This is a genomic window from Staphylococcus sp. GDY8P196P, assembly GCF_017891705.1.
GTDB classification, from domain to species: Bacteria; Bacillota; Bacilli; order Staphylococcales; family Staphylococcaceae; genus Staphylococcus; species Staphylococcus ureilyticus.
Genome location: NZ_JAESJS010000009.1, coordinates 1 through 21,618, shown reverse-complemented (window position 1 = coordinate 21,618; position 21,618 = coordinate 1). Strand labels below are relative to the sequence as shown.

General features: G+C 32.8%; 22 protein-coding genes, 1 pseudogene and 1 other annotated feature. Of the genes and pseudogenes, 1 reads left to right on the top strand and 22 read right to left on the bottom strand.

Going from position 1 to position 21,618, the window contains the following annotated elements:
- Positions 1-4: 4 nt before the first annotated feature.
- From hisS to KA814_RS04450, 21 genes are all read right to left on the bottom strand, one after another.
- Entirely contained in the window at positions 5-1,267 is a 1,263-nt protein-coding gene (gene hisS, locus KA814_RS04550) for a histidine--tRNA ligase (protein WP_046208098.1), read from the bottom strand.
- Between the two features lie 342 nt (positions 1,268-1,609).
- The gene (locus tag KA814_RS04545) at positions 1,610-2,485 is read right to left on the bottom strand and encodes an N-acetylmuramoyl-L-alanine amidase family protein (protein ID WP_064208877.1); all 876 of its coding nucleotides are present in this window, start codon (positions 2,483-2,485) and stop codon (positions 1,610-1,612) included.
- Positions 2,482-2,934 carry a D-aminoacyl-tRNA deacylase gene (gene dtd, locus KA814_RS04540; protein WP_064208876.1) on the bottom strand — a complete coding sequence of 151 codons (453 nt, stop codon included), beginning with the start codon at positions 2,932-2,934 and terminating at the stop codon, positions 2,482-2,484. The genes KA814_RS04545 and dtd overlap by 4 nt, the downstream gene beginning before the upstream one ends.
- 13 nt (positions 2,935-2,947) lie before the next feature.
- Entirely contained in the window at positions 2,948-5,137 is a 2,190-nt protein-coding gene (locus KA814_RS04535) for a RelA/SpoT family protein (protein WP_046208095.1), read from the bottom strand.
- Positions 5,138-5,447: 310 nt separating this feature from the next.
- Positions 5,448-5,966: an adenine phosphoribosyltransferase gene (locus KA814_RS04530; protein ID WP_046208094.1), complete on the bottom strand. Its 519-nt coding sequence runs from the start codon at positions 5,964-5,966 to the stop codon at positions 5,448-5,450.
- A gap of 15 nt (positions 5,967-5,981) precedes the next feature.
- Positions 5,982-8,258 (bottom strand): single-stranded-DNA-specific exonuclease RecJ, encoded by a 2,277-nt coding sequence (recJ, locus tag KA814_RS04525; protein ID WP_064208875.1) that lies wholly within the window; start codon positions 8,256-8,258, stop codon positions 5,982-5,984.
- 291 nt (positions 8,259-8,549) lie between these two features.
- Positions 8,550-10,826 (bottom strand): protein translocase subunit SecDF, encoded by a 2,277-nt coding sequence (secDF, locus tag KA814_RS04520; protein WP_064208874.1) that lies wholly within the window; start codon positions 10,824-10,826, stop codon positions 8,550-8,552.
- Positions 10,827-11,152: 326 nt separating this feature from the next.
- On the bottom strand, positions 11,153-11,413 hold the full coding sequence (yajC, locus tag KA814_RS04515) for a preprotein translocase subunit YajC (RefSeq protein ID WP_019468514.1): 261 nt from the start codon (positions 11,411-11,413) through the stop codon (positions 11,153-11,155).
- 17 nt (positions 11,414-11,430) lie between these two features.
- A complete protein-coding gene (gene tgt / locus KA814_RS04510) occupies positions 11,431-12,570 on the bottom strand; it encodes a tRNA guanosine(34) transglycosylase Tgt (RefSeq protein WP_019468513.1) in 1,140 nt (379 codons plus the stop codon).
- Positions 12,571-12,594: 24 nt separating this feature from the next.
- A complete protein-coding gene (gene queA / locus KA814_RS04505) occupies positions 12,595-13,620 on the bottom strand; it encodes a tRNA preQ1(34) S-adenosylmethionine ribosyltransferase-isomerase QueA (protein WP_064208873.1) in 1,026 nt (341 codons plus the stop codon).
- A gap of 2 nt (positions 13,621-13,622) precedes the next feature.
- Positions 13,623-14,624 (bottom strand): Holliday junction branch migration DNA helicase RuvB, encoded by a 1,002-nt coding sequence (ruvB, locus tag KA814_RS04500; protein WP_064208872.1) that lies wholly within the window; start codon positions 14,622-14,624, stop codon positions 13,623-13,625.
- Between the two features lie 33 nt (positions 14,625-14,657).
- Positions 14,658-15,260, bottom strand: coding sequence for a Holliday junction branch migration protein RuvA (gene ruvA / locus KA814_RS04495; protein WP_064208871.1), 603 nt, complete (start codon positions 15,258-15,260; stop codon positions 14,658-14,660).
- A gap of 12 nt (positions 15,261-15,272) precedes the next feature.
- Positions 15,273-15,728 carry an ACT domain-containing protein gene (locus KA814_RS04490; protein ID WP_046207921.1) on the bottom strand — a complete coding sequence of 152 codons (456 nt, stop codon included), beginning with the start codon at positions 15,726-15,728 and terminating at the stop codon, positions 15,273-15,275.
- An 11-nt stretch (positions 15,729-15,739) separates the two neighbouring features.
- The gene (obgE, locus tag KA814_RS04485) at positions 15,740-17,032 is read right to left on the bottom strand and encodes a GTPase ObgE (protein ID WP_064208870.1); all 1,293 of its coding nucleotides are present in this window, start codon (positions 17,030-17,032) and stop codon (positions 15,740-15,742) included.
- 129 nt (positions 17,033-17,161) lie between these two features.
- A complete protein-coding gene (gene rpmA / locus KA814_RS04480; RefSeq protein WP_019468507.1) occupies positions 17,162-17,446 on the bottom strand; it encodes a 50S ribosomal protein L27 in 285 nt (94 codons plus the stop codon).
- 11 nt (positions 17,447-17,457) lie between these two features.
- The gene (locus tag KA814_RS04475; RefSeq protein WP_064208869.1) at positions 17,458-17,778 is read right to left on the bottom strand and encodes a ribosomal-processing cysteine protease Prp; all 321 of its coding nucleotides are present in this window, start codon (positions 17,776-17,778) and stop codon (positions 17,458-17,460) included.
- Positions 17,779-17,780: 2 nt separating this feature from the next.
- The gene (gene rplU, locus KA814_RS04470) at positions 17,781-18,089 is read right to left on the bottom strand and encodes a 50S ribosomal protein L21 (protein ID WP_046207924.1); all 309 of its coding nucleotides are present in this window, start codon (positions 18,087-18,089) and stop codon (positions 17,781-17,783) included.
- Between the two features lie 12 nt (positions 18,090-18,101).
- Positions 18,102-18,175: a sequence feature (ribosomal protein L21 leader region), on the bottom strand.
- 29 nt (positions 18,176-18,204) lie between these two features.
- Entirely contained in the window at positions 18,205-18,729 is a 525-nt protein-coding gene (gene mreD, locus KA814_RS04465; protein WP_046207925.1) for a rod shape-determining protein MreD, read from the bottom strand.
- Positions 18,729-19,571 carry a rod shape-determining protein MreC gene (mreC, locus tag KA814_RS04460; RefSeq protein WP_046207926.1) on the bottom strand — a complete coding sequence of 281 codons (843 nt, stop codon included), beginning with the start codon at positions 19,569-19,571 and terminating at the stop codon, positions 18,729-18,731. The genes mreD and mreC overlap by 1 nt, the downstream gene beginning before the upstream one ends.
- Positions 19,572-20,033: 462 nt before the next feature.
- A complete protein-coding gene (locus KA814_RS04455) occupies positions 20,034-20,192 on the bottom strand; it encodes a hypothetical protein (protein ID WP_164987239.1) in 159 nt (52 codons plus the stop codon).
- A 67-nt stretch (positions 20,193-20,259) separates the two neighbouring features.
- Positions 20,260-20,718 (bottom strand): DUF4930 family protein, encoded by a 459-nt coding sequence (locus tag KA814_RS04450; protein ID WP_046207927.1) that lies wholly within the window; start codon positions 20,716-20,718, stop codon positions 20,260-20,262.
- A gap of 146 nt (positions 20,719-20,864) precedes the next feature.
- Here KA814_RS04450 and KA814_RS04445 point away from each other — a divergent pair, with 146 nt between their 5' ends.
- Entirely contained in the window at positions 20,865-21,044 is a 180-nt protein-coding gene (locus KA814_RS04445) for a hypothetical protein (RefSeq protein WP_019468500.1), read from the top strand.
- Between the two features lie 411 nt (positions 21,045-21,455).
- Here KA814_RS04445 and KA814_RS04440 read toward each other — a convergent pair.
- Positions 21,456-21,599: pseudogene (locus KA814_RS04440) on the bottom strand (JAB domain-containing protein); the annotation flags it as partial.
- Positions 21,600-21,618 lie beyond the last annotated feature (19 nt).

Below are 21,618 nucleotides of genomic sequence, written 5' to 3'. Positions count from 1 at the left end.
CTCCTTAATTTCTAAAATAGTTAACAAGTTCGTTCAAATCAATACGTTCTGATTCCCCGGTCTCCATATTTTTTACATTAATATTTTTTTCTGCTAACTCTTGATCGCCAATCACAACAGTATATTTGGCATTTAATCTATCAGCTTGTTTCATTTGCCCTTTCACTTTACGCTCCATATAATCTTTGTCCGCTTTCACACCATTTTGACGTAAATCATTTAATAATTTTACTGCATAACGGTCTGCTTCTTGACCCATCGTAACGATAAATAAATCAAAGTCGTGGTCTACGTCTAATTCAATGCCTTCTTCTTCTAAAGCCATTAATAATCTCTCAATACTAAGTGCAAAACCAATACCAGTTTGACTTGGACCATCTAACAATTCAAGTAAACCATTATAACGGCCACCCCCACATAATGTCGTAATTGCACCTTCATAATTCGGATTATCAATCATAAGTTCAAATGCTGTGTGTGTATAATAATCTAGACCTCTTACTAAGTTAGGATCTTCTTCATATTCAATGTCTAAATCATTTAAATGTTGTTTTACTTCCTCAAAATAAGTCTTTGAATTAGCATTTAAATATTCCGTAATTCGTGGTGCGGTTTTAACTGATTCTTTATCTTTATCAATCTTACAATCTAAAATTCTCATTGGATTCGTGTGCAGGCGTGCTTGGCAATCTTTACAAAAATCGCCAATTACTGGTTCAAAATGTTTAACCAAAGCTTCATTATATTCTTTACGAGAATCAATATCTCCAATACTATTAATGACTAATTTTAAATGTTTAAGACCAAATGACTGATAGATATGCATGACCATTGCCAAAATTTCAGCATCGATACTTGGATTTTCTGCACCTATGGCTTCTACACCAAATTGTGTAAATTGACGATAACGACCTTTTTGTTTTCGTTCATACCGGAACATTGGCCCATTGTAGTACAATTTTATTGGTTGATTAGGTAACCCTTGCATTTTATTTTCAATATATGAACGTACGACTGCAGCAGTACCTTCAGGTCTCAGAGTGATACTGCGATCACCTTTATCTTTGAATGTATACATTTCTTTTTGTACGACATCCGTTGAATCACCAACACCACGTGCAAATAATTCAGTACTTTCAAATATCGGTGTACGGATTTCTTCATAATTATATAATTCCATCAATTCATCTAATTTTGCTTCAATATATCGCCATTTTTTTGTTTCACTTGGTAAAATATCTTGTGTTCCTCTAGGAATATTTATCATAAAACCTCTCCTTTTATACAATAAAAAGTCCCTTGCATAACTATTCAGTTATACAAGGGACGAATATCCGTGTTGCCACCCTAATTGATTAGAAAAAGTCATCAATGAATTTTTTCTAACCCACTTCATACGGATAACGTTCGTCACACGGCTTTAATTTCATAAAGCACCTCTTCTTGTGTTTTTATAACTAAACTACTAAGCATAATTTTCCAGCCACGAATTATGTCTCTACACATTTAAAAATGTTGACGTTTCATTTAGCATAGTCAAGAATAATAACGGTTTTAATATAGAATTCATATTTAATAATAACGAGTTATTGATTAATATGCAACCTTTTTATTCTGAAAAATATGCACGTAAACCATCGACAACTGCTTGTTCAACAATATGGCGATGTAATTGATTTGTTATCATATTTTCATCGGTTGGGTTGCTAATATAACCTAACTCTAATAAAACAGCGGGTACATTCGTCTGTCTCAATACTTGGAAGTTTTCTTGTCTAGCGCCTTTATTTGTCAGTAAGGCTTTCTTTTGTATGTACATATTTAATGTTTCTGCAAGTGCCTCTTGGTTGTTTTTAAGCCAATAAACTGTCGTCCCATTAGCTTTAGAAGATTTGAGTGAATCGTTATGTATACTGATAAAAGCATCACCTTTAATATTACGATCGTCCAAGCTCACATAACTATCTGAACTTCTCGTCATATTTACGGTAGCACCTTCTTTTTCAAGCATTTTTTTCATTTCTTTAGCTGTCTTCAGTGTGTAAACTTTTTCAGTACTTTTCTTTTTTGTATTACTTGAAGCACCCTGGTCACTTCCTCCATGACCAGGATCAAGTACAATTGTTTTATCTTTTAGTGGTTTCTCGTTTGCGTTCGCATCTGCCTGAATATTTAGATTCGTATGCCAACCAGCCACCCATCCTTTATCTTTATGATTACTTGACTCAACTTCTATCCATTTACCAGACTTACCAATTTTATTATAACTTTGACCTTGGTTTGCCGGCTTAATAGTTGGATATACAGCATTAGGACCTGTTCTCAAATCAGTATCTTCAGTAATATATATCGTATTCGAATCTTCATCATTATGATTTAGAAAAGCGATGAGCATAAAAATAAATATGACAAATGCTAACGCAACAATTAGCGTTGGAAAATTTTTAAAATTATGTTTATCTAGCCAAGTATTGATTGTTTTCATACGATTTTGCCATCCTGACTTTCATAAATAATCGTCACTGGTCCATCGTTAGCAATATTTACAAGCATATCTGTACCAAATTCACCTGTTAATACATTTATGTCATAATCGCGTAAAGCATCATTAAATTTTTCATAAAGTTCATTTGCTTTATCAGGCTGCATTGAATTGGAAAACCCAGGTCTATTGCCTTTTCTTACATCTGCATATAGCGTGAACTGTGAGATAGAAAGAATCTCGCCTTGTACTTGCTGCAAATTCAAATTAAGTTTGCCATTATCATCTTCAAACAATCGGGCATTCACGATTTTTCTTACTAATGTATCAATATCAGCTTCTGTAGATGATTTACCTACTCCAACAAACAAACAATAGCCTTTATTAATTTTATTATCTATTGAACCATTAGAAACAGATGCTTCTTTCACTCTTTGAACTATAATCTTCATGTATGTTTCACCTCTAATTCCAAACTCTTGTTACTGTGTAAACATCACCAAGCTGTTTTATTTTATCAACAACTTGATAGACTTCATTTACATTTTTCACCATAACACCAATATTAATGATTGCATTTTTATCAATATCTGAACGACCAGAAACTTTAACTAAGTTACTTTTAGTGGAATTAACGGCTTGTAAAACTTCATTTAATAAACCATTGCGGTCATAAGCTGTAACTTCTAAGTCAACCTGATATCGTTGTGTCGCATCTTTAGAGCGTACCCATTCGACACTAATTAATCTGTCTTTTTCATTTTTGATATTAGGGCAATCCGTTCGATGCACTTTAATACCATGACCTTTAGTGATATATCCAACAATATCATCACCAGGGATTGGATTACAACATTTTGATAATTTAATCAGTACATTTTCAATTCCTTCAACGTAAACGCCACTATCTGTTGTAATGTCGTCTTTAATGGGCACAGATTTTTGTACTTCTTGTACTGAATTCAAGGCTTTTTGTTTGTCTTGAATCCGTTGTTTTTCAGTTAACTTATTTACGATTTGTAAAGCAGTCACGCCACCAAATCCTACTGCAGCAAATAAATCTTCTTCGTTAGAAAAATTATATTTATCTTTTACAACTTCTATATTGTCATCCGTTAAGACTGCATCTACTCGGTAACCCTGATCTTTTATTTCTGCTTCGACCATAAACTTACCTTTTTCAATATTAGAAGACCGATCTTGTTTTTTAAAGAAGCTGCGTATCTTACTTTTGGCACTAGAAGATTTAACAATTTTCAGCCAATCACGACTTGGACCGTAAGAGTGCTTACTTGTTCTGATTTCAACGATATCACCGGTTTTTAGCACATAATCTATTGGTTCAATTTTTCCATTAACCTTAGCACCAATCATCTTATTTCCTACCTCGCTATGTACAGCATATGCAAAATCGATTGGCACAGCACCATAAGGTAACTCTATTACATCACTTTCTGGTGTAAAGGCATATACTTTATCGCTTTGTAAATCAAATTTTAAAGTTTCCATAAACTCTTCTGCATCGGTCGTAGTACTATCCGTTTCAGCAAGTTCTTTGATCCAATTTAATTTTTTATTGAAATTTTGTGTTTTCTCAGTAACTTTTTTACCTTCTTTATATGCCCAATGTGCTGCAACCCCATGTTCTGCAATTTCATGCATTTCATAAGTTCTTATCTGAATTTCTAAAGGATCGCCATTGGGTCCAACGACCGTAGTATGTAGAGATTGATACATATTTTGCTTCGGCATAGCAATATAATCTTTAAATCTACCAGGCATAGGTTTCCATAGTGTATGCACAAGACCCAATACAGCATAGCAATCGTTGATTGAATTAACGATGATTCTAATAGCTAATAAATCAAATATTTGATCAAATTGTTTCTTTTGTTTAACCATTTTTCTATAAATACTATATATATGTTTAGGTCTACCATTAATATCGCCGATTATATTCATTTTTCCCATTTCTGTATCTATGCGATTGATAGCATTTTGTATATATTCTTCTCGTTCACTACGTTTTTTCTTCATGAGATTAACGATTCTGAAATATTGCACACTATCAATATATCTAAGTGCTGTATCTTCTAATTCCCATTTAATCGTATTAATCCCTAATCTATGTGCTAAAGGGGCATAGATTTCTAAGGTTTCTTTTGAAATCCTTATTTGTTTCTCTCGTGGCATTGCTTTCAATGTTCTCATATTATGTAACCGATCCGCTAATTTAACAAGAATAACGCGGACATCTTTAGCGATAGCAATAAATAGCTTGCGATGGTTCTCTGCTTGCTGTTCTTCTTTAGAACGATATTTTACTTTTTTTAACTTCGTCACGCCTTCTACGATTATGGCAATTTCTTCATTAAACATGCCTTTTACATCATCAAACGTATAAGGTGTGTCCTCAATCACGTCATGTAAAAAACCTGCAACAATGGTTGGACCATCTAAATGCATTTCGGTTAAAATCCCAGCTACTTGTATAGGATGCATAATATATGGCAAGCCATTTTTACGAAATTGACCTTCGTGTGCCTCATAAGCTAGATGGTAACTTTTCAATACATATTCATAATCTTCTTTTGACAAATATGATTTTGCTTTAGATAATACTTCGTCCACACTGTATGGATATTCATTGTTCACTTAAGACACCCCTATACTAAATATTAATCATGATTAGATACCCAGTATTATTTTATATCGATTGTAACGTATTTTTACGCTATTAGGTCAAATTATGTATAATAGTTATATAATACTACATGTTATTAAATAAATAAATGCGTACCTTTGACAATTGGCAAAATGTAGTTGAATTTTAATTTTTTTAATACACATAAAAGATGTTTCAGTTAATTAATCATAAATACTATTTTAATAAATATAAAGAGCCAAATGAAATCATCTTAAATGTTTTCATTTGGCTTTAAAATTTCGTCAATTATAAATATTATTATTCATCATATGAGATTAAACTCATTACATCATACGCTTTAATTTTTTCAATACCTTTTAAATATTTTAATTCTATAATGAAAGCGATACCTACAACTATACCACCTAATTGTTCAACCAACTTAATTGCCGCTTCAATCGTACCACCTGTAGCTAGTAAATCATCCGTAATCAACACACGTTGCCCTGGTTTAATTGCATCTTTGTGCATAGTTAATACATTTGTGCCATACTCTAAATTATACTCATACCGAATGACTTCTCTAGGAAGTTTGCCTTCTTTTCGCACTGGTGCAAAGCCAATACCCATTGAATATGCGACAGGACAGCCAATGATAAAACCTCTAGCCTCTGGTCCTACAACGACATCAACATCTCGTTGCTTTGCATATTTAACAATTTGATCCGTTGCATATCCATAAGCTTCACCGTTGTCCATTATTGTTGTGATATCTTTGAAGTTAACCCCTGGTTGTGGCCAGTCTGAAACTTCAGATACATATTGTTTTAAATCCATACAAACTTCCTCCTATTATTGTACCAATTCATCTTTTATCCATTGCTTTAAGCGATTAAAATCTTCATAAAGCAATAACTTTTCAACTTCAATTCTATCAATACGACTTTGATAATATTTACTCGAAGCAATGTCACGTTTCGTTGAAACATCTTTTAATTTGATTATACCATCTTCAACTTGAATAAACTCTAAATCCAAGAAAACTTTCAAGATAAATTTAAGCATGTTTGGTTGAATATTTAAAAATTTACATAGTTGTACGCCTTCATTAGCTAAATTTGTTTCTTTTTTAGTAGCAAGTGCCTTAAAACATTGTTTAAATGTTTCCATTTTTGGCATACCTTCAAAGTATATTGATCTATCATGATTTAACACGAGATATATTTGGGATATATCAACAGTTTTTAATGTTGTTTTTAAATCATTTATAGACGTTGGCAGATCTCTAAAGACGTATTTTTCATAGTTATTACTAATTTCATCACCATAATAATGATAATTTTCACCTAACTTTTCACTTCTTTGATGAATTAAATAAGCAACATCCTTAGCATCAGCATTTAAATCATTTACTTTGTTTTTACTTCTATAGTCTAAAATCTGTAAATTATGACTCGCTAAATCTTCAATCATAAATTGAGGCGATTGAAATCCATTCCATTCATTAATTTGTAATGTGCCAATGACATTAATAGGCTGTTGTACACCCAATTCTTTTACTAAAGCACCATTTTGCCAAAAAATTGCTTGTAATTGACTTTCACCGATAACGAGTTTCAAATGTTTTTTCTCCTGACCAATGCCTTTAACTTGTTGTACAAGAACGTCTTGTAATTCAAAGCACGGGCTAGTGAAATCTGTGCCAAATGGTCGTAATCTCTGAATATCTTTGATGTTTTGTATCGTAATGTCACTTTCTGAAATCAATACATCAACTTTTTTACGTGGTTCAAGTGAAGTTGTTTTGGCTAATTGTGCCATCCACTCATTTAAACTGTTTTGTAGTTGTTGAATATTTTCTATAGGCATTGTGATCCCAGCTGCCATATGGTGACCACCGAATTTTGTAATTAACTGAGAATAATCACTTAAAATTTCAAACATCGACACTTGATCGATGCTTCGAGCTGAACCTTTTGCGTGATTTTGAGCTTCATCTATATTTAAAATTAATGTTGGTAGACTGTATGTTTCCACAATTTTTGACGCTACAATACCAAGTACACCCTCATGCCAATCTGCTTTGGCTAACAATAAAAATTTTGAGCCTTGCTGTACTTGTTCTTCTGCCATTACAAGTGCTTCTTCGGTAATTTGAGACACGATGTCTTTACGCTCTTGGTTAAAAAATTCAACTTGTTCGGCTAAAAACATCGCTTCATCTTCTGTTTCAGTCATTAGTAGCTCTGCAGCAAGTGCAGCATCTTCTAATCGACCAACAGCATTTAATCGAGGCCCTATAATAAACCCGACGGTCTCCTCGTTGATTTCATCATTATAACCTGCTTGGTTAAGTATAGCTTTTATTGATGGAGGACAATATTTATTTAATGATGCTAAACCGTTTTGAACCAATGTTCTATTTTCATCCGTTAAAGATACTAAATCAGCGATTGTTCCAATTGCAACCAAACCTAAAAAATAAACAGGTGGTTCTTCCAATAAACATTGAGCTAGCTTATAAGCAACGCCCGCACCACATAAATATTTAAAAGGATATTCAAACTCAGGATGCATTGGATGGACAATAGCGTATGCATTAGGCATCGTTTCACCAATTTCATGGTGGTCTGTGACAATAACATCAACACCCAAGTCTTGAACCATTTGTATTTCATCATGTCCTTGAATACCATTATCTACGGTTATGATTAAAGATATCCCCTCATCATAGGCATTCTTAAAAGCCAATTCATTAGGACCATAACCTTCAGAAAAACGATTTGGTATATACCAACCTACATGGGCACCAAGTTCTTTCAATGTAGTGACCAATATAGTCGTTGAAGTAACACCATCCGCGTCATAGTCACCATATACTAAAATCTTTTGATTTTGATCTATCGCCACATTGATACGTTCAATAGCTTTTTCCATATCGCTCATCTTCCAAGGATCATGTGTCATTTGGACTCCTTCTAAAAGATTACGAATATCGGTTTCATCTGTAATACCTTTACTTTCCAAAACTTTTTTTACAATAGGAGTTAGCTTTAAATCTGCTGAAATATGATCTGATATTTCAACTTCAGGTAATTTAACGTCCCAATTATATTTTGATTTAATCATACTATTCTCCCTCATTTCCATAAGCAATTATACAAAAGAATCCAAAAAATAAAAAGTAGTAACCTTTAATTCAACCATAACTTAAAACTCCTATTCTTAATAGTTGAATAGTTTATGACATAAATAAATCATTTATCTATGAGTACATGCATAGTCAAAAATTACAATATATTCAATATAAAAAATGACTAATCCGCTTTTACCACGGATTAGTCATCTATTTTAGAAACGGACTTTTTCTCCCATACTGATTTATGATTGATTTTTAAGTTAGTACCTATTAGATATTAATTAAACTAATATTTTTTCATCATTTGATTTTTTCTCTTTATATACAATAAGTTTATCGTCGTCTGATTTTTTAAGCTGACGTTTTTTCATAATTCCCCATAAAGGAACAGCTATAAATACTGATGAGAACACACCAGATATTAAACCAATTAACAACGCTAATGAGAAATTGAAAATACTTGGTGCACCGAATGCTAGTAGCGCAACTACAACAATGATAACTGTCAGTACTGTATTGATAGAACGCGTCATTGTTTGACGAATCGATCTATTGACAATATCATCGATTTGTTCAGGTTTCGTAATCACTTTTATTTTATGCAAGTTCTCACGCACCCTGTCAAACGTTACAATCGTATCATTAATTGAGTAACCAATGATAGTTAGCACGGCTGCAATAAATGTAATATCAACTTCTAATCTAAATAGACTGAAAACTGCCACAATCATAAATGCATCGTGTAATAATGCTAGTACTGAAGACAGTCCCATACGCCATTCAAATCTGAAAGTGATATAAATAATGATACCAATGGCAGCATATAATAATGCCATCATCGCATTTTTAGCCAATTCTTGACCTATAACTGGTGAAACAGTATTTACCGTTGGATCATTGCCAAATGATTTATCAATTGTGTTCTTAATTTTTGAAACTTCATCTTTAGATAAATCATTTTTAAATTGTACTGTTGCATTTTTACCATTTTCACCTAAAGAAACTTGTGTAGGTTTAAAATCTTGATCTTCAAGTGTTCTTGTCACTTTCGCTTCAGATATTTTATCTTTTGATTCAAAGTCAACTCTTGTACCACTTGTAAAATCAATACCTAAGTTTAGTTTGAAAATAAACAGTATCACTGCACCCACAATTAAAATTAGTACGCTTAGTGACAACAATGGCTTGGCTAACTTCATGAAATCCCAACGCTCATAAGGGGTTTTTAAATCATGAACTTCCTTACCTTCATTTATATCTGCAATATGATGCTTGTTCACACCAAACAACCAAGATGATTTTTTGAAGAAATTTGAAGAAACAAGCAATGATAGCAACCATCTGGATAAAAATACTGCTGTTACAAAAATCATTAATATGCCAAGTAACAACATCGTTGCGAAACCTTTAACAGAACTTTCACCAAAGAAGAACAATACAGCAGCAGCAATCACAGTTGTAAGCTGCGCATCTACTATGGTTAAGAATGAACTTTTATTCGCTTTTTTGTAAGCTTGTTTAAGTGTTCGTCCAATTTTCAGTTCATCTTTAATCCGTTCATACATGATAATATTCGCATCGACTGCCATACCGACACCCAACACTAAAGCTGCAAGGCCTGGTAACGTTAAGACACCAGAAATGAAATTAAATGCTACTAATGTTAAGTAAATATAAACAGTAAGTGCAATAACAGCTACTAATCCTGGTAAACGATAGAAACCTAACATAAATAAATAAATAACTGCAATACCAATTGCCGCAGCAAATATGGTTTTATCTAATGCATCTTGTCCAAATTGTGCACCTACTGAATTTGAGTAAATTTCATTTAAATCTACAGGTAATGACCCGGAATTTAATAAATCAGCAATTTGTTTTGCTTCTTCAATCCCTTTTTCACCTTTAAATCCACCAGAAATTTCCACACTATCTGAATTGATAGGTTTGTCAACTGAAGCAGCAGACACGTATTTTGGATCTTTTTTATTCATTTCTTTATGGTAAGTATCACCTTTTTCGTGATCTAGCCATACAACCATGACATTTTCATCTTTTTTTGAAATTTCTTCTGTTACTTTTTTAAATTTATCACTATCTTTTAATTTAAAAGTAACCGCGGGCTGATTCGTATTTTGTTTGAATTCTTGTTTCGCTGAACCCTGTTGTATATCTTTACCCGTAAGTTTGATATTGTCATCAGCATCACGAATCGTTAAATTAGCTTGTGATGATAAAATTTCTCTAGCTTGAGATTGATTTTTTATACCTGCTAATTGTACACGGATTCTATTTTTATCTTCCACTTGAATTTTAGGTTCAGAAACCCCTAAAACGTTCACACGGTTTTCAAGTGTTTTTGCTGTGGCTTTGACAGCTTTATCATCAATTTTATCTCCTTTTTGTAAAGGATCAACTTGATATAAAACCTCAAAACCACCTTGTAAATCTAATCCGAGGCTGACATTTTTAACTACATTTTTATATGTAAGTCCTATCCCGCCTAACAATAGAACCACAAGTAATATAAATGCAACTATTCTACTACTCTTCTTCACTTGAACACCTCATTGTAAGCTTATGTTATAATTTTTTCAGAATTCAATCGCCATCTTTATCATTTACTCGACGATTAAACTTTTTCTCAATAACCTTACATATTTTAACACATTACATGTAGTGTAAAAACAAACTTAACTTATTTGTAACTTCTTTTTAAATGTAAGTGTTATCAATTGTAATGATTACTTAAGCTATATAAAATATTTGCTTTTGTCTATCTTTCATTATAACACCAACTATATCTTTAAAGTCCAATATCTTTAGGTTTTGTTAAACAAAAAACGAACTGATAGTATATATCAGTTCGTAATTATAACGTGATTTATGAAGGATCAACTTGTTTAATAGCTGGCTTTTCTAGAGTAATTTCTGTACCGTTGCCATTTAAAGTTAATACAACTGTAGTTTCGTCAACGCTACGTACAGTTCCTTTAATGCCACCTATAGTCGTAACGTGTTGTCCAGATGAAATCTGACTAATCATTTCACGATGCTCTTTAGCCTTTTTCTGTTGTGGTCTAATTAAGAAGAACCACATTAATACTAATAATAATATCGGTAATATCAATGAAGTAAATTGCATATAGTTATTGCTCCCTTTTAAAAGTTTTTTGGGTTTTCTACATTTAGTCCATACTGTTCAAAAAATTCTTCTTTAAAATCAAGTAAACGATCATCACGAATAGCTTGTCGGATGTTTTCCATTAATTTCAGCAAGAAATGTAAATTATGATAAGTAGTAAGACGGATACCAAAAGTTTCTTCTGCTTTTATTAAATGCCTTATGTATGCTCTACTATAATTTTTACAAGTATAGCAGTCACAATTATCATCAAGTGGACCTAAATCTTCAGCATATTTAGCATTTTTTATAGTAACACGGCCATGTGAAGTCATACATGTACCATTACGTGCAATACGCGTAGGTAATACACAATCAAACATATCCATACCTCGAATGCTACATTCTATTAATGCATCTGGCGAACCCACACCCATTAAATAGCGCGGTTTGTCTTTAGGCATAAATTGTTGTGTATGCGAGACCATATCATACATTACTGGCTTTGGTTCTCCAACAGATAAACCTCCAATTGCATATCCAGGAAAATCCAACGCCACTAACTCTTCAGCGCTTTGTTGACGTAAATCTTTATATTCTCCACCTTGGATAATACCAAATAAAGCTTGATCTTCGGGTCTTTGATGCGCTTGTAAACATCTAGCAGCCCATCTACTTGTTCTTTCGATTGAATCTTTTACATATTTATATTCAGCTGGCATAGGTGGACATTCATCAAATGCCATCATAATATCTGAACCAAGGTCATTTTGAATCTGCATTGATTTTTCAGGACTCAAGAATAATTTCGAACCATTAGTATGATGACGGAATTCAACACCTTCTTCAGTAATTTTTCTTAAATTACTTAAACTAAATACTTGAAAACCACCTGAATCTGTCAGTATTGGACCATTCCAGTTCATGAACTGATGTAATCCCCCACTCTTTTTGATAATATCATTTCCTGGTTGCAACCACAAATGATATGTATTTCCTAATATTATTTTTGCTTCCATCTGATGCAATTCTTCAGGACTCATCGTTTTCACTGTGGCTTTGGTTCCAACAGGCATAAACATTGGTGTTTCAAACGATCCATGAGGTGTATGCACGATTCCTAATCTTGCTCCAGATTGTTTACATGTTTTTATATGTTCATACGTTACAGCTGGCATACAAAAACTCCTTTCGTTTCATTCCTATAAAATTAACATTGCATCGCCGAAACTAAAAAATCTATATTCCAATTTGACTGCCTGTTGATAGGCGTTCAGTATGTAATCTCTTGAACTAAATGCAGAAACTAACATAACTAATGTGGATTTCGGCAAGTGAAAGTTGGTAATTAATCCATCTATCGCTTTAAATTTAAAGCCAGGATAGATAAAAATATCAGTCCATCCACTGTCTGCTACAAAATTGTTACGTGATTGCATGATTGTTTCCAATGTTCTAGTAGAAGTCGTACCTACTGAAATAATACGATGTCCATTTGATTTTGTATGGTTTAGTAAATCTGCCGTATCTTGATCCATCTGATAATATTCACTATGCATTTCGTGATCATCTATATTTTCAACACTCACAGGTCTAAATGTACCTAATCCAACATGCAAAGTAATGAATGCGATATTAACACCTTTAGCTTGCAATTGCTCAAGTAGTTTATCGGTGAAGTGAAGTCCAGCTGTAGGAGCCGCCGCCGATCCGGATGCTTTTGCATAAACGGTTTGATAACGATCTGGGTCATCCAAACGCTCTTTAATGTAAGGAGGTAAGGGCATTTCGCCTAATTCATCCAAGCGCTCTTGTAATATACCTTCATAGTTTAAACGCATGATTCTTCCGCCTTGATCTAATGTTTCGATACATTCAGCTATTATTTTGCCTTCACCAAAAGACAATTTGTCTCCTACTTTAATTCTTTTGGCTGGTTTCAATAAGACTTCCCAGTCATTATCCTCGAGTTGCGTTAGCATCAGCATTTCCACTTTTGCACCTGTTTCTTCTTTCAAACCAAATAAGCGTGCAGGCATAACTTTTGTGTCATTAAGTACTAATGTATCTCCTGCTTCTAAATAATCAATGATATTTTTAAAGTGTTTATGCACAATATTTCCAGTTTTTCTACCAAGCACAAGCAATCTACTCTCATCTCTAGTTTTTAGAGGCGTTTGAGCGATTAATGATTCTGGCAAATGATAATCAAATGCTTCAATATCCAAAACTATTCCTTCTTTCCATTCTTACTAAAATGTTCATAAGCATAAGCTGTCGCTCTACGCCCTCTTGGTGTACGTTCAATAAAACCTTTTTGTATTAAAAATGGTTCATAAACATCTTCTATTGTGACACGTTCTTCTCCAATAGAAACAGCAATTGTATCTAAACCTACTGGGCCACCTTTATATTGTTCTAGGATGCAGTTCATCATCTTATGATCAATATAATCTAATCCTTCATCATCTACTTGTAACAATGCTAGTGATTGTTTTGTCGTATCAATACTAATCAATTCATCTTCTTTAACTTGTTGAAAATCTCTTACGCGTTTTAATAGTCTGTTCGCAACTCTCGGTGTACCTCTACTTCTTTTCGCAAGTTCAATTGCACTTTCATCATCAATAGTCGTACCTAATACTTCTGCGGTGCGTATTATAATTTCTTTTAATTCATCTTCTTTATAATATTCTAATCTCAGGTGAACACCAAATCGATCACGTAAAGGCGCAGTTAAGCTTCCTGCTCTAGTTGTAGCACCTATCAATGTAAAAGGCGGCAAGTCTATACGTATACTTCGTGCTTCTTCTCCCTTGCCTATTACAATATCAAGAAAGAAATCTTCCATTGCTGGATATAAAACTTCTTCCACAACACTACTTAACCTGTGTATTTCATCGATAAACAATACGTCTCCAGGTTGTAAACTAGACAGAATGGCTGCTAAGTCACCCGGTCTTTCAATAGATGGTCCAGATATGGTTCTAATATTAACTTCCATTTCATTCGCGATGATATTGGATAAAGTTGTCTTGCCCAATCCAGGGGGACCAAATAATAGCACATGATCTAACGGTTCTTTCCTAATTTTAGCTGCTTTGATAAAAACTTCTAAATTTGATTTAATCGTTGACTGTCCTATATATTGGCGTAATCTTTCTGGTCTTAAAGATAACTCAAATGATGATTCATCTTCATGCATAGATTGATCTACCATTCTATCATCCATTTGTAATTCCCCCTTCTTAAAATTTCAACAAACTTAAGCTATGAGCAATTGTAAACCATGCTTCACTGCATCGTCTATTGAGTCAAAAGATTCTTTATTTAAAGTTTTTTCAACTTTATTTAGCTCTCTCTTAGAATAACCTAGCGCTTCTAAAGCTAGTAACGCTTCTTTAACAATAGCAGAATTTTGCTGATCATCATGTTCTACATTAAATAAGTGACTACTATCTTCCTCAGTTATTTGTACTTTACCTTTAAGATCTAAAACAATTTGACGCGCTGTTTTTTTACCTATACCTGGGAATTTTGTTAAATAAGCATCATTTTCATTCTCAATTGCGACTTTCACTTCATTTGGTGAACTACTAGCTAAAATTGCTAATGCTGATTTAGGACCGATACCTGTCACTTTAATTAAACTTAAGAACATATCTTTTTCTTCTTGATTAATAAACCCATAAAGCAGCTGTGCATCTTCTCTTACAATCAATGAAGTATGGATCAAAATCTCTTGATCTTTATATTTTTGAAATCGATATGAGTTTGGCGTTTGAATCTCATAACCTACACCTGAAGCTTCTAACACTACATGAGTAGGATTTAAAACAGTTAAAGTTCCTTTAATATATGCGTACACAGTCACACTTCCTTATATAGTCATACTAATGAGTTCAACATTAGAAATATGTTCAATCTTTTTCAATGAATTTATAACTTCATCTATTTCTAAATCTGTGTCTTTACCATCTAATGATAGTGTAATGGTAGCTCTACCGTCCATCGGTATACTTTGATGAATCGTCAGCACTGACAAATCTAATTTAGAAAGTGTATTTAAAACTTTGGCTAACATACCTATGATGTCATTTACATACAATATCAATGTAAATTCTCTTGTTTCCTCTAATTTTTCGTCAACTGGAAATATCGTGTCTCGATATTTATAAAACGCACTGCGGGATAAATCGAATTGCTTCACTGCTTCGAATATGGACAATGATGGGTCATTTTTCAAAACTTCTTTGATTTGTAAAGTTTTAACCACTGATTCAGGTAAAACATCTTCACGAATTAAATAAAACTTTTTATTTTCATTTTTGTCCATATCAAGCACTCCTATTCAACAAATTCAAATTCTCCACCAAGTATTCTTACAATATCTCCATTTTCACAACCACGTTCACGTAGTGCATCGTCAATACCCATTGAACGCATTTGACGCGCAAAACGTCTAACGGCTGGATCACTATTAAAGTCAGTCATTTTGAACATTCTTTCTATGGCTTTACCACTCACTACGTAAGCAGCATCATCGTCTCTTGTAATCGTAAATGCATCCTGGCTAGGCGTGTGTTTATAGACAACTCTATTAACACCCAAATCTTCTTCTTCCTTATTAAAATCTACATCTTTAACTTCTTCTAGTGTATCAGCAATAGCATATAATAATTCATCAATATTGTCGTGCATTACTGTAGACAACGGAATAATACGTACACTGGTATCATTTAATTGTTCTTTAAAAATAGTTAGATTATCTTCTGCATCGGGGATATCCATTTTATTAGCAACAACTATTTGTGGTCGGTCTTCTAATCTATGTTCATAAGCTTTTAATTCTTCATTAATAATTTGATAATCTTCGTAAGGATCTCGACCTTCTGAACCACTCATATCAATCATATGCACAATTACTTTGGTTCTCTCAACGTGTCTTAAAAACTGATGACCTAATCCGATACCTTCAGAAGCGCCTTGTATAAGACCAGGTAAATCCGCCATCACAAAACTTCGATGATCTTTGGTAGAGACAACACCTAAGTTAGGTTTAATAGTCGTAAAATGATAAGCTCCAATCTTTGGTTTTGCTTTAGAAACTGTTGATAGTAATGTAGATTTCCCAACACTTGGGAAACCGACTAAACCAACATCTGCAAGTAGTTTTAATTCCAAAGTAACCTCAATTTCTTCACCTGGTTCACCATTTTCACTAAAATCTGGTGCAGGGTTTCGTGGAGAAGCAAAGCGTGAATTCCCACGACCACCACGACCGCCTCTAGCAACTGTAGCACGCTGTCCATTCTCTACTAAATCTGCTAATACTTCTTCAGTTTCAACACTTTTAATGATTGTACCTGGTGGCACTTTTAATACTAAATGCTCAGCGTTTTTCCCGTGCATATTACTACTTTGGCCACCTTCACCTCTTTTAGCTTTGAAATGTGTTTGATATCTGAAATCTAATAACGTTCTTAGACCTTCATCTACTTCGAACACAATTGAAGCTCCGTTACCACCATCACCACCAGCTGGTCCACCAAATGGTACGTATTTTTCTCTTCTGTATGCAGTTATGCCATTACCACCATCACCAGCTTTAAGTGATATTTTAACTTGATCAACAAACATGATTTCACCTCTTTTTTACTAAATTTAATTTACATATCTTGTATATTATAGCATTTTCTAGATAACTAGAAAATAAAGACAAAAATAAACACCAGAAGTCATCACTTCTGGTGTTAACATTAACAAAAATTACTCAGCAGCTGCGTATACAGATACTTGTTTTTTGTCTCGACCTTTACGTTCGAATTTTACAACGCCGTCGATTTTAGCGAATAATGTATCGTCGCCACCACGACCAACATTTTCACCAGGATAAATTTTAGTACCACGTTGACGGAACAAAATAGAACCGCCAGTAACGAATTGACCATCCGCACGCTTAGCACCTAAACGTTTTGATTCAGAGTCACGTCCGTTTTTTGTAGAACTTACCCCTTTTTTAGATGCGAAGAACTGTAAGTTTAATTTTAACATTTGGTTGCACCTCACTTATAATTTAATCTAATATTTTCTTTGTATTCTTCTTCAATTGTCTGCAAAGAGACTAACATTGCCTGAAGAATTAATTGCGCTTTTTCGTTATGTGTATCGACACTTCTAACATGGAAGTATCCACCGTCATCACTATAGTCAATGTCGGGTTTCTCGGTTGTTAATCCCATTATAGCATTAACACTACCGAAAATAACTGCAGATGCTCCTGCACATACAATGTCATAACCATACTCACCATGTTCGGCATGACCATCCATGACAACGTCTGTTACTTGGCCCGAGTCATTTAATGTAACATCTACTTTAATCATAATTATGCGTTGATTTTGTCGATTGTTAATTTAGTGTATGGTTGACGATGACCTTTTTTACGTTTAGAGTCTTTACGACGTCTATAAGTGAATACAGTAATTTTTTTACCGCGACCTTGTTTGTTTACAGTAGCAGTAACTGTTGCACCTTCAACTGTTGGCGCACCAACTTTAACTGAATCTCCACCTACAAATAATACTTTATCAAAAGTGAAAGAATCACCTTCATTTACGTCTAATCTTTCAACGAAAATTTCTTGTCCTTCTTCAACTTTTACTTGTTTTCCACCTGTTTCAATAATAGCAAACATACTTTGCACCTCCTATAATTTAAGTCACGCCAAAATCAGGTGACATCACTGTACTTGAACCTGAATTTGAGCGGTTGTATGTAGCTAGAAACTACTCAACTACTGCATTTTAGCATTACAATCTTTTACTGTCAATCTTCAATTGGATTTTTTTGAGAAATTTTGTTATTAGCGGATACAAAATAATTAATAAAATAAAGTTTAGTATAAACGTCGGTAACATTCTAAAAATCACAAATTCAAATAAATTAAATTGAACTAATCCTAAAGCACTATATATAATTGCTACATAAATTTCTAACACGAGTGTACTCAACAATACGATTGTAAATAGCATCGAATGATCTCGATAAAATACTTTGAAGAAAAAATCCATGATGACAACTAATAAAATATAACCAAATAAATATAGTCCGTAAAAACTTCCATAATATAAATCGGTAATTAATCCTAAGACAATTGAGAAAACCATTGCTACACCAAAACCTCTATAGACACTCATGATTAAGATGTACATTATCGTTAAATGAGGCACGAAGATGATTTCATTTCCAGAAATTTGCATAGGTATCACTAGTGCAATTGCAGTATCAATATAAAAAAGAATGATACCAATAAGAAAGTAGTAAAACGTACGCATTAATTATCACCACTTTCAGTATCAGGCACCGTATTAGGGTCTCTTTTAGCAACATAAACATGGCTTAAATCAGCTAAATCAGTACCAGTTTTCACTCTAACTTCTTTAGATAAGCCATACTCATCATTTTCAACTTTTGCTACTTCACCTATGTATAACCCTGTTGGAAGCTGATCAGCTAATCCACTTGTAACTACTTTATCTCCTTTTTTAATACTGTCTTTATTGTTTATATCAGATATTACTAGCTCTTCAGTTTTAGCATCATAATGGTCTATGAGACCAAACACATTTTTGTCATCATGTTGAATATTGACAGATAAGCGATTCGCCCTTGTATTTGTTGATATTAAATCTACTTGTGAAGAAAATTGATTCACTTTAGAGATACGTCCAACTAATCCATCAGAAGTCATTACTGCCATATTATTTTTGATGCCATCTTTTGCACCCTGATTAATCACTAATGTATTCATCCACTGATCAGGATTTCTTGAAAGAACTGTGCTTGAAATTGGATCAAATTTAGATATATCTTCAATATCTAATTCTTTTTTATACTTTTTATTTTCTGATTTTAACCTTTGATTTTCTGCTTCTAACTGTTTTATTTCACTTGATTGCTTTTTGGAGTCGCCATTAGAAAAAATACTATTGATAGATCCAGTAACAAAGTGGACTGGATAACTCACAGCTTTTTGGCCAAAAGCAACCGTATCTCCCACATATTGTTCAACATGTGATTGTGATTGTGAGCGTAATGACACACCAATCAAGGCTATAAACACAATGATTGCACATAATATAACAATCAATTTGTTGTTTCTAAAAAACTTTGACAACCTAAACACCTCTATTAACCAACTATTTTATCTTCTTCTTATCATTTTATATTACTACTAAAACGAAATAAAGCACGAACATAAAGAATATAGAACAAAATTTATTTACGGATTTAAATATGAAGATAAGTTTATTATATTTTATATTCAAACATTGTGATAACTTGTATTATAGCAGTAATTATATAGAATAGTGTATTATTTAGTATTGATTTTAACACATCAATTAATTTTTATAATAGGCAACTAAAAATAACGTCAAGGTAACCCATTATTCATTTCAATAAATATCCAACCGCATAAAAAAAGAACGAGTCAAAATCAATCATATCCAAATCGACTTTAAAACTCGTCCTGCTTATTTATCCTATTTATTTTTAAAAATCTAAGAAATGCTTAGAAGCAGTGTAAACTGCTCTTACATACACATTCGATTAACTTTTAGTACTTGATTAAATAAATCTAATTTTTTTCTTCATCTGATGATGTTTTAGAGTCGTTAGACTTACTAGATTCTTTTTCATCTTCTTTATAAAGCGTTTCTTCTTTACGCCAACGTGCAAATAAATTTTGTGCTTTTGCTTGTTCGTCTGCTTTTTTTTCATTAGATTTTTCACTCATTATAAACACCAACCTTTTCTTATTACTTATATAAGGCTAACTTATTTATTAAAAGAATTCAAATCCATTACTCATAATTTGATGCTGGCTTTAATTCTATATGTTCACCTAATTGATTAAGGTCTTGATTCATCTCTATTTCAGTTTTATAAACTCTCATAGATTCAGAACCAAATTTATATATAATAAATTCATCGCCACGTTGCCCAGCCAAATAAGAGTCGTTATATCCCATTCTTTCAATACCAGTTACTGACATAAACTCTCGTTTATCAATCCAATTAAACATATTCTTCGTTTGACTAAGTGGAACGTTATTTAAAATATCATTATCTTCCACTGAATATCTTTGTCCACCTGTTAGATGCCCTTTATTTGCGCTATTATTTAAGGATGATTCATCATTGTGCATTGGATTCCAATCTTGGTCTTTTAAAAAAGGCGCGTATTTGAGTGCGAAAAATACAATTACTATAATGGCAATAATAGCTATAATATTCTTTATAATGCTAAATATGAAACGCATGAACCATCCTCCTATTTTATTCATCAAAATTATAGTATGTTTAATAAAGTTTATCATCAGACTATAGGTGTATTTATATTTTAACTATAGACCGATGTATGTTTCATGCATTAATATTAAACTATATTAAAAGGAGTGAATAGACAATGAGTATTTTATCTATAATCCTGCTTGCACTCTTAGTTATCTTATTATTTAGAGTAGGTTTATCTATTTTAAGATTTTTAATCTATGTTGGCATAATTGTATTATGTATTTACCTAGGATACCAAGGCATTCTTTGGTTAATGGAAAATTATAATCAATTTTTCAGTTTTATAAATTAAAATTTTAGCGCTTATAGACATTGATGTCCAATAAGCGCCTTTTTTTAATTCATATGACTGTTTTCGCAATTACACGCTTACATTAATAACAAGCACACAATAATAACGCCCAAATTAATCTAACGACGACCGTACTAAAAATGAATAATCCTAATCTTTCAAAAATTAAGACGCGTTGATGAAACTATACCGCCAACCGTCAAAATCAAAATAGTACTATATAAATGCATTATAATCATTTTAATCATTTGCATTTAATAAATCACAGGTAATAATAGCTCAACTAAAAGTATATTGCCTACTGCTTAACCAGCTAATTTGATGTCTCGGATACAAAATAACTATTTAGTATATAATGACAGAGCCATTCAATATCATCAGCAATATTAACTCCATTTAAACTAACACAGTTTAATCAAAATATCCTTCTTCTACCATACTTAAATATTCATGGTCTCCTATAATGACATGGTCTAATAAATCAATACCTAAAAGTTGTCCACATTCTCTAAGTCTTTCGGTGGTTTTAATATCTTCATTTGAAGGTGTTGGATCTTATCAAGAGTAAATTACT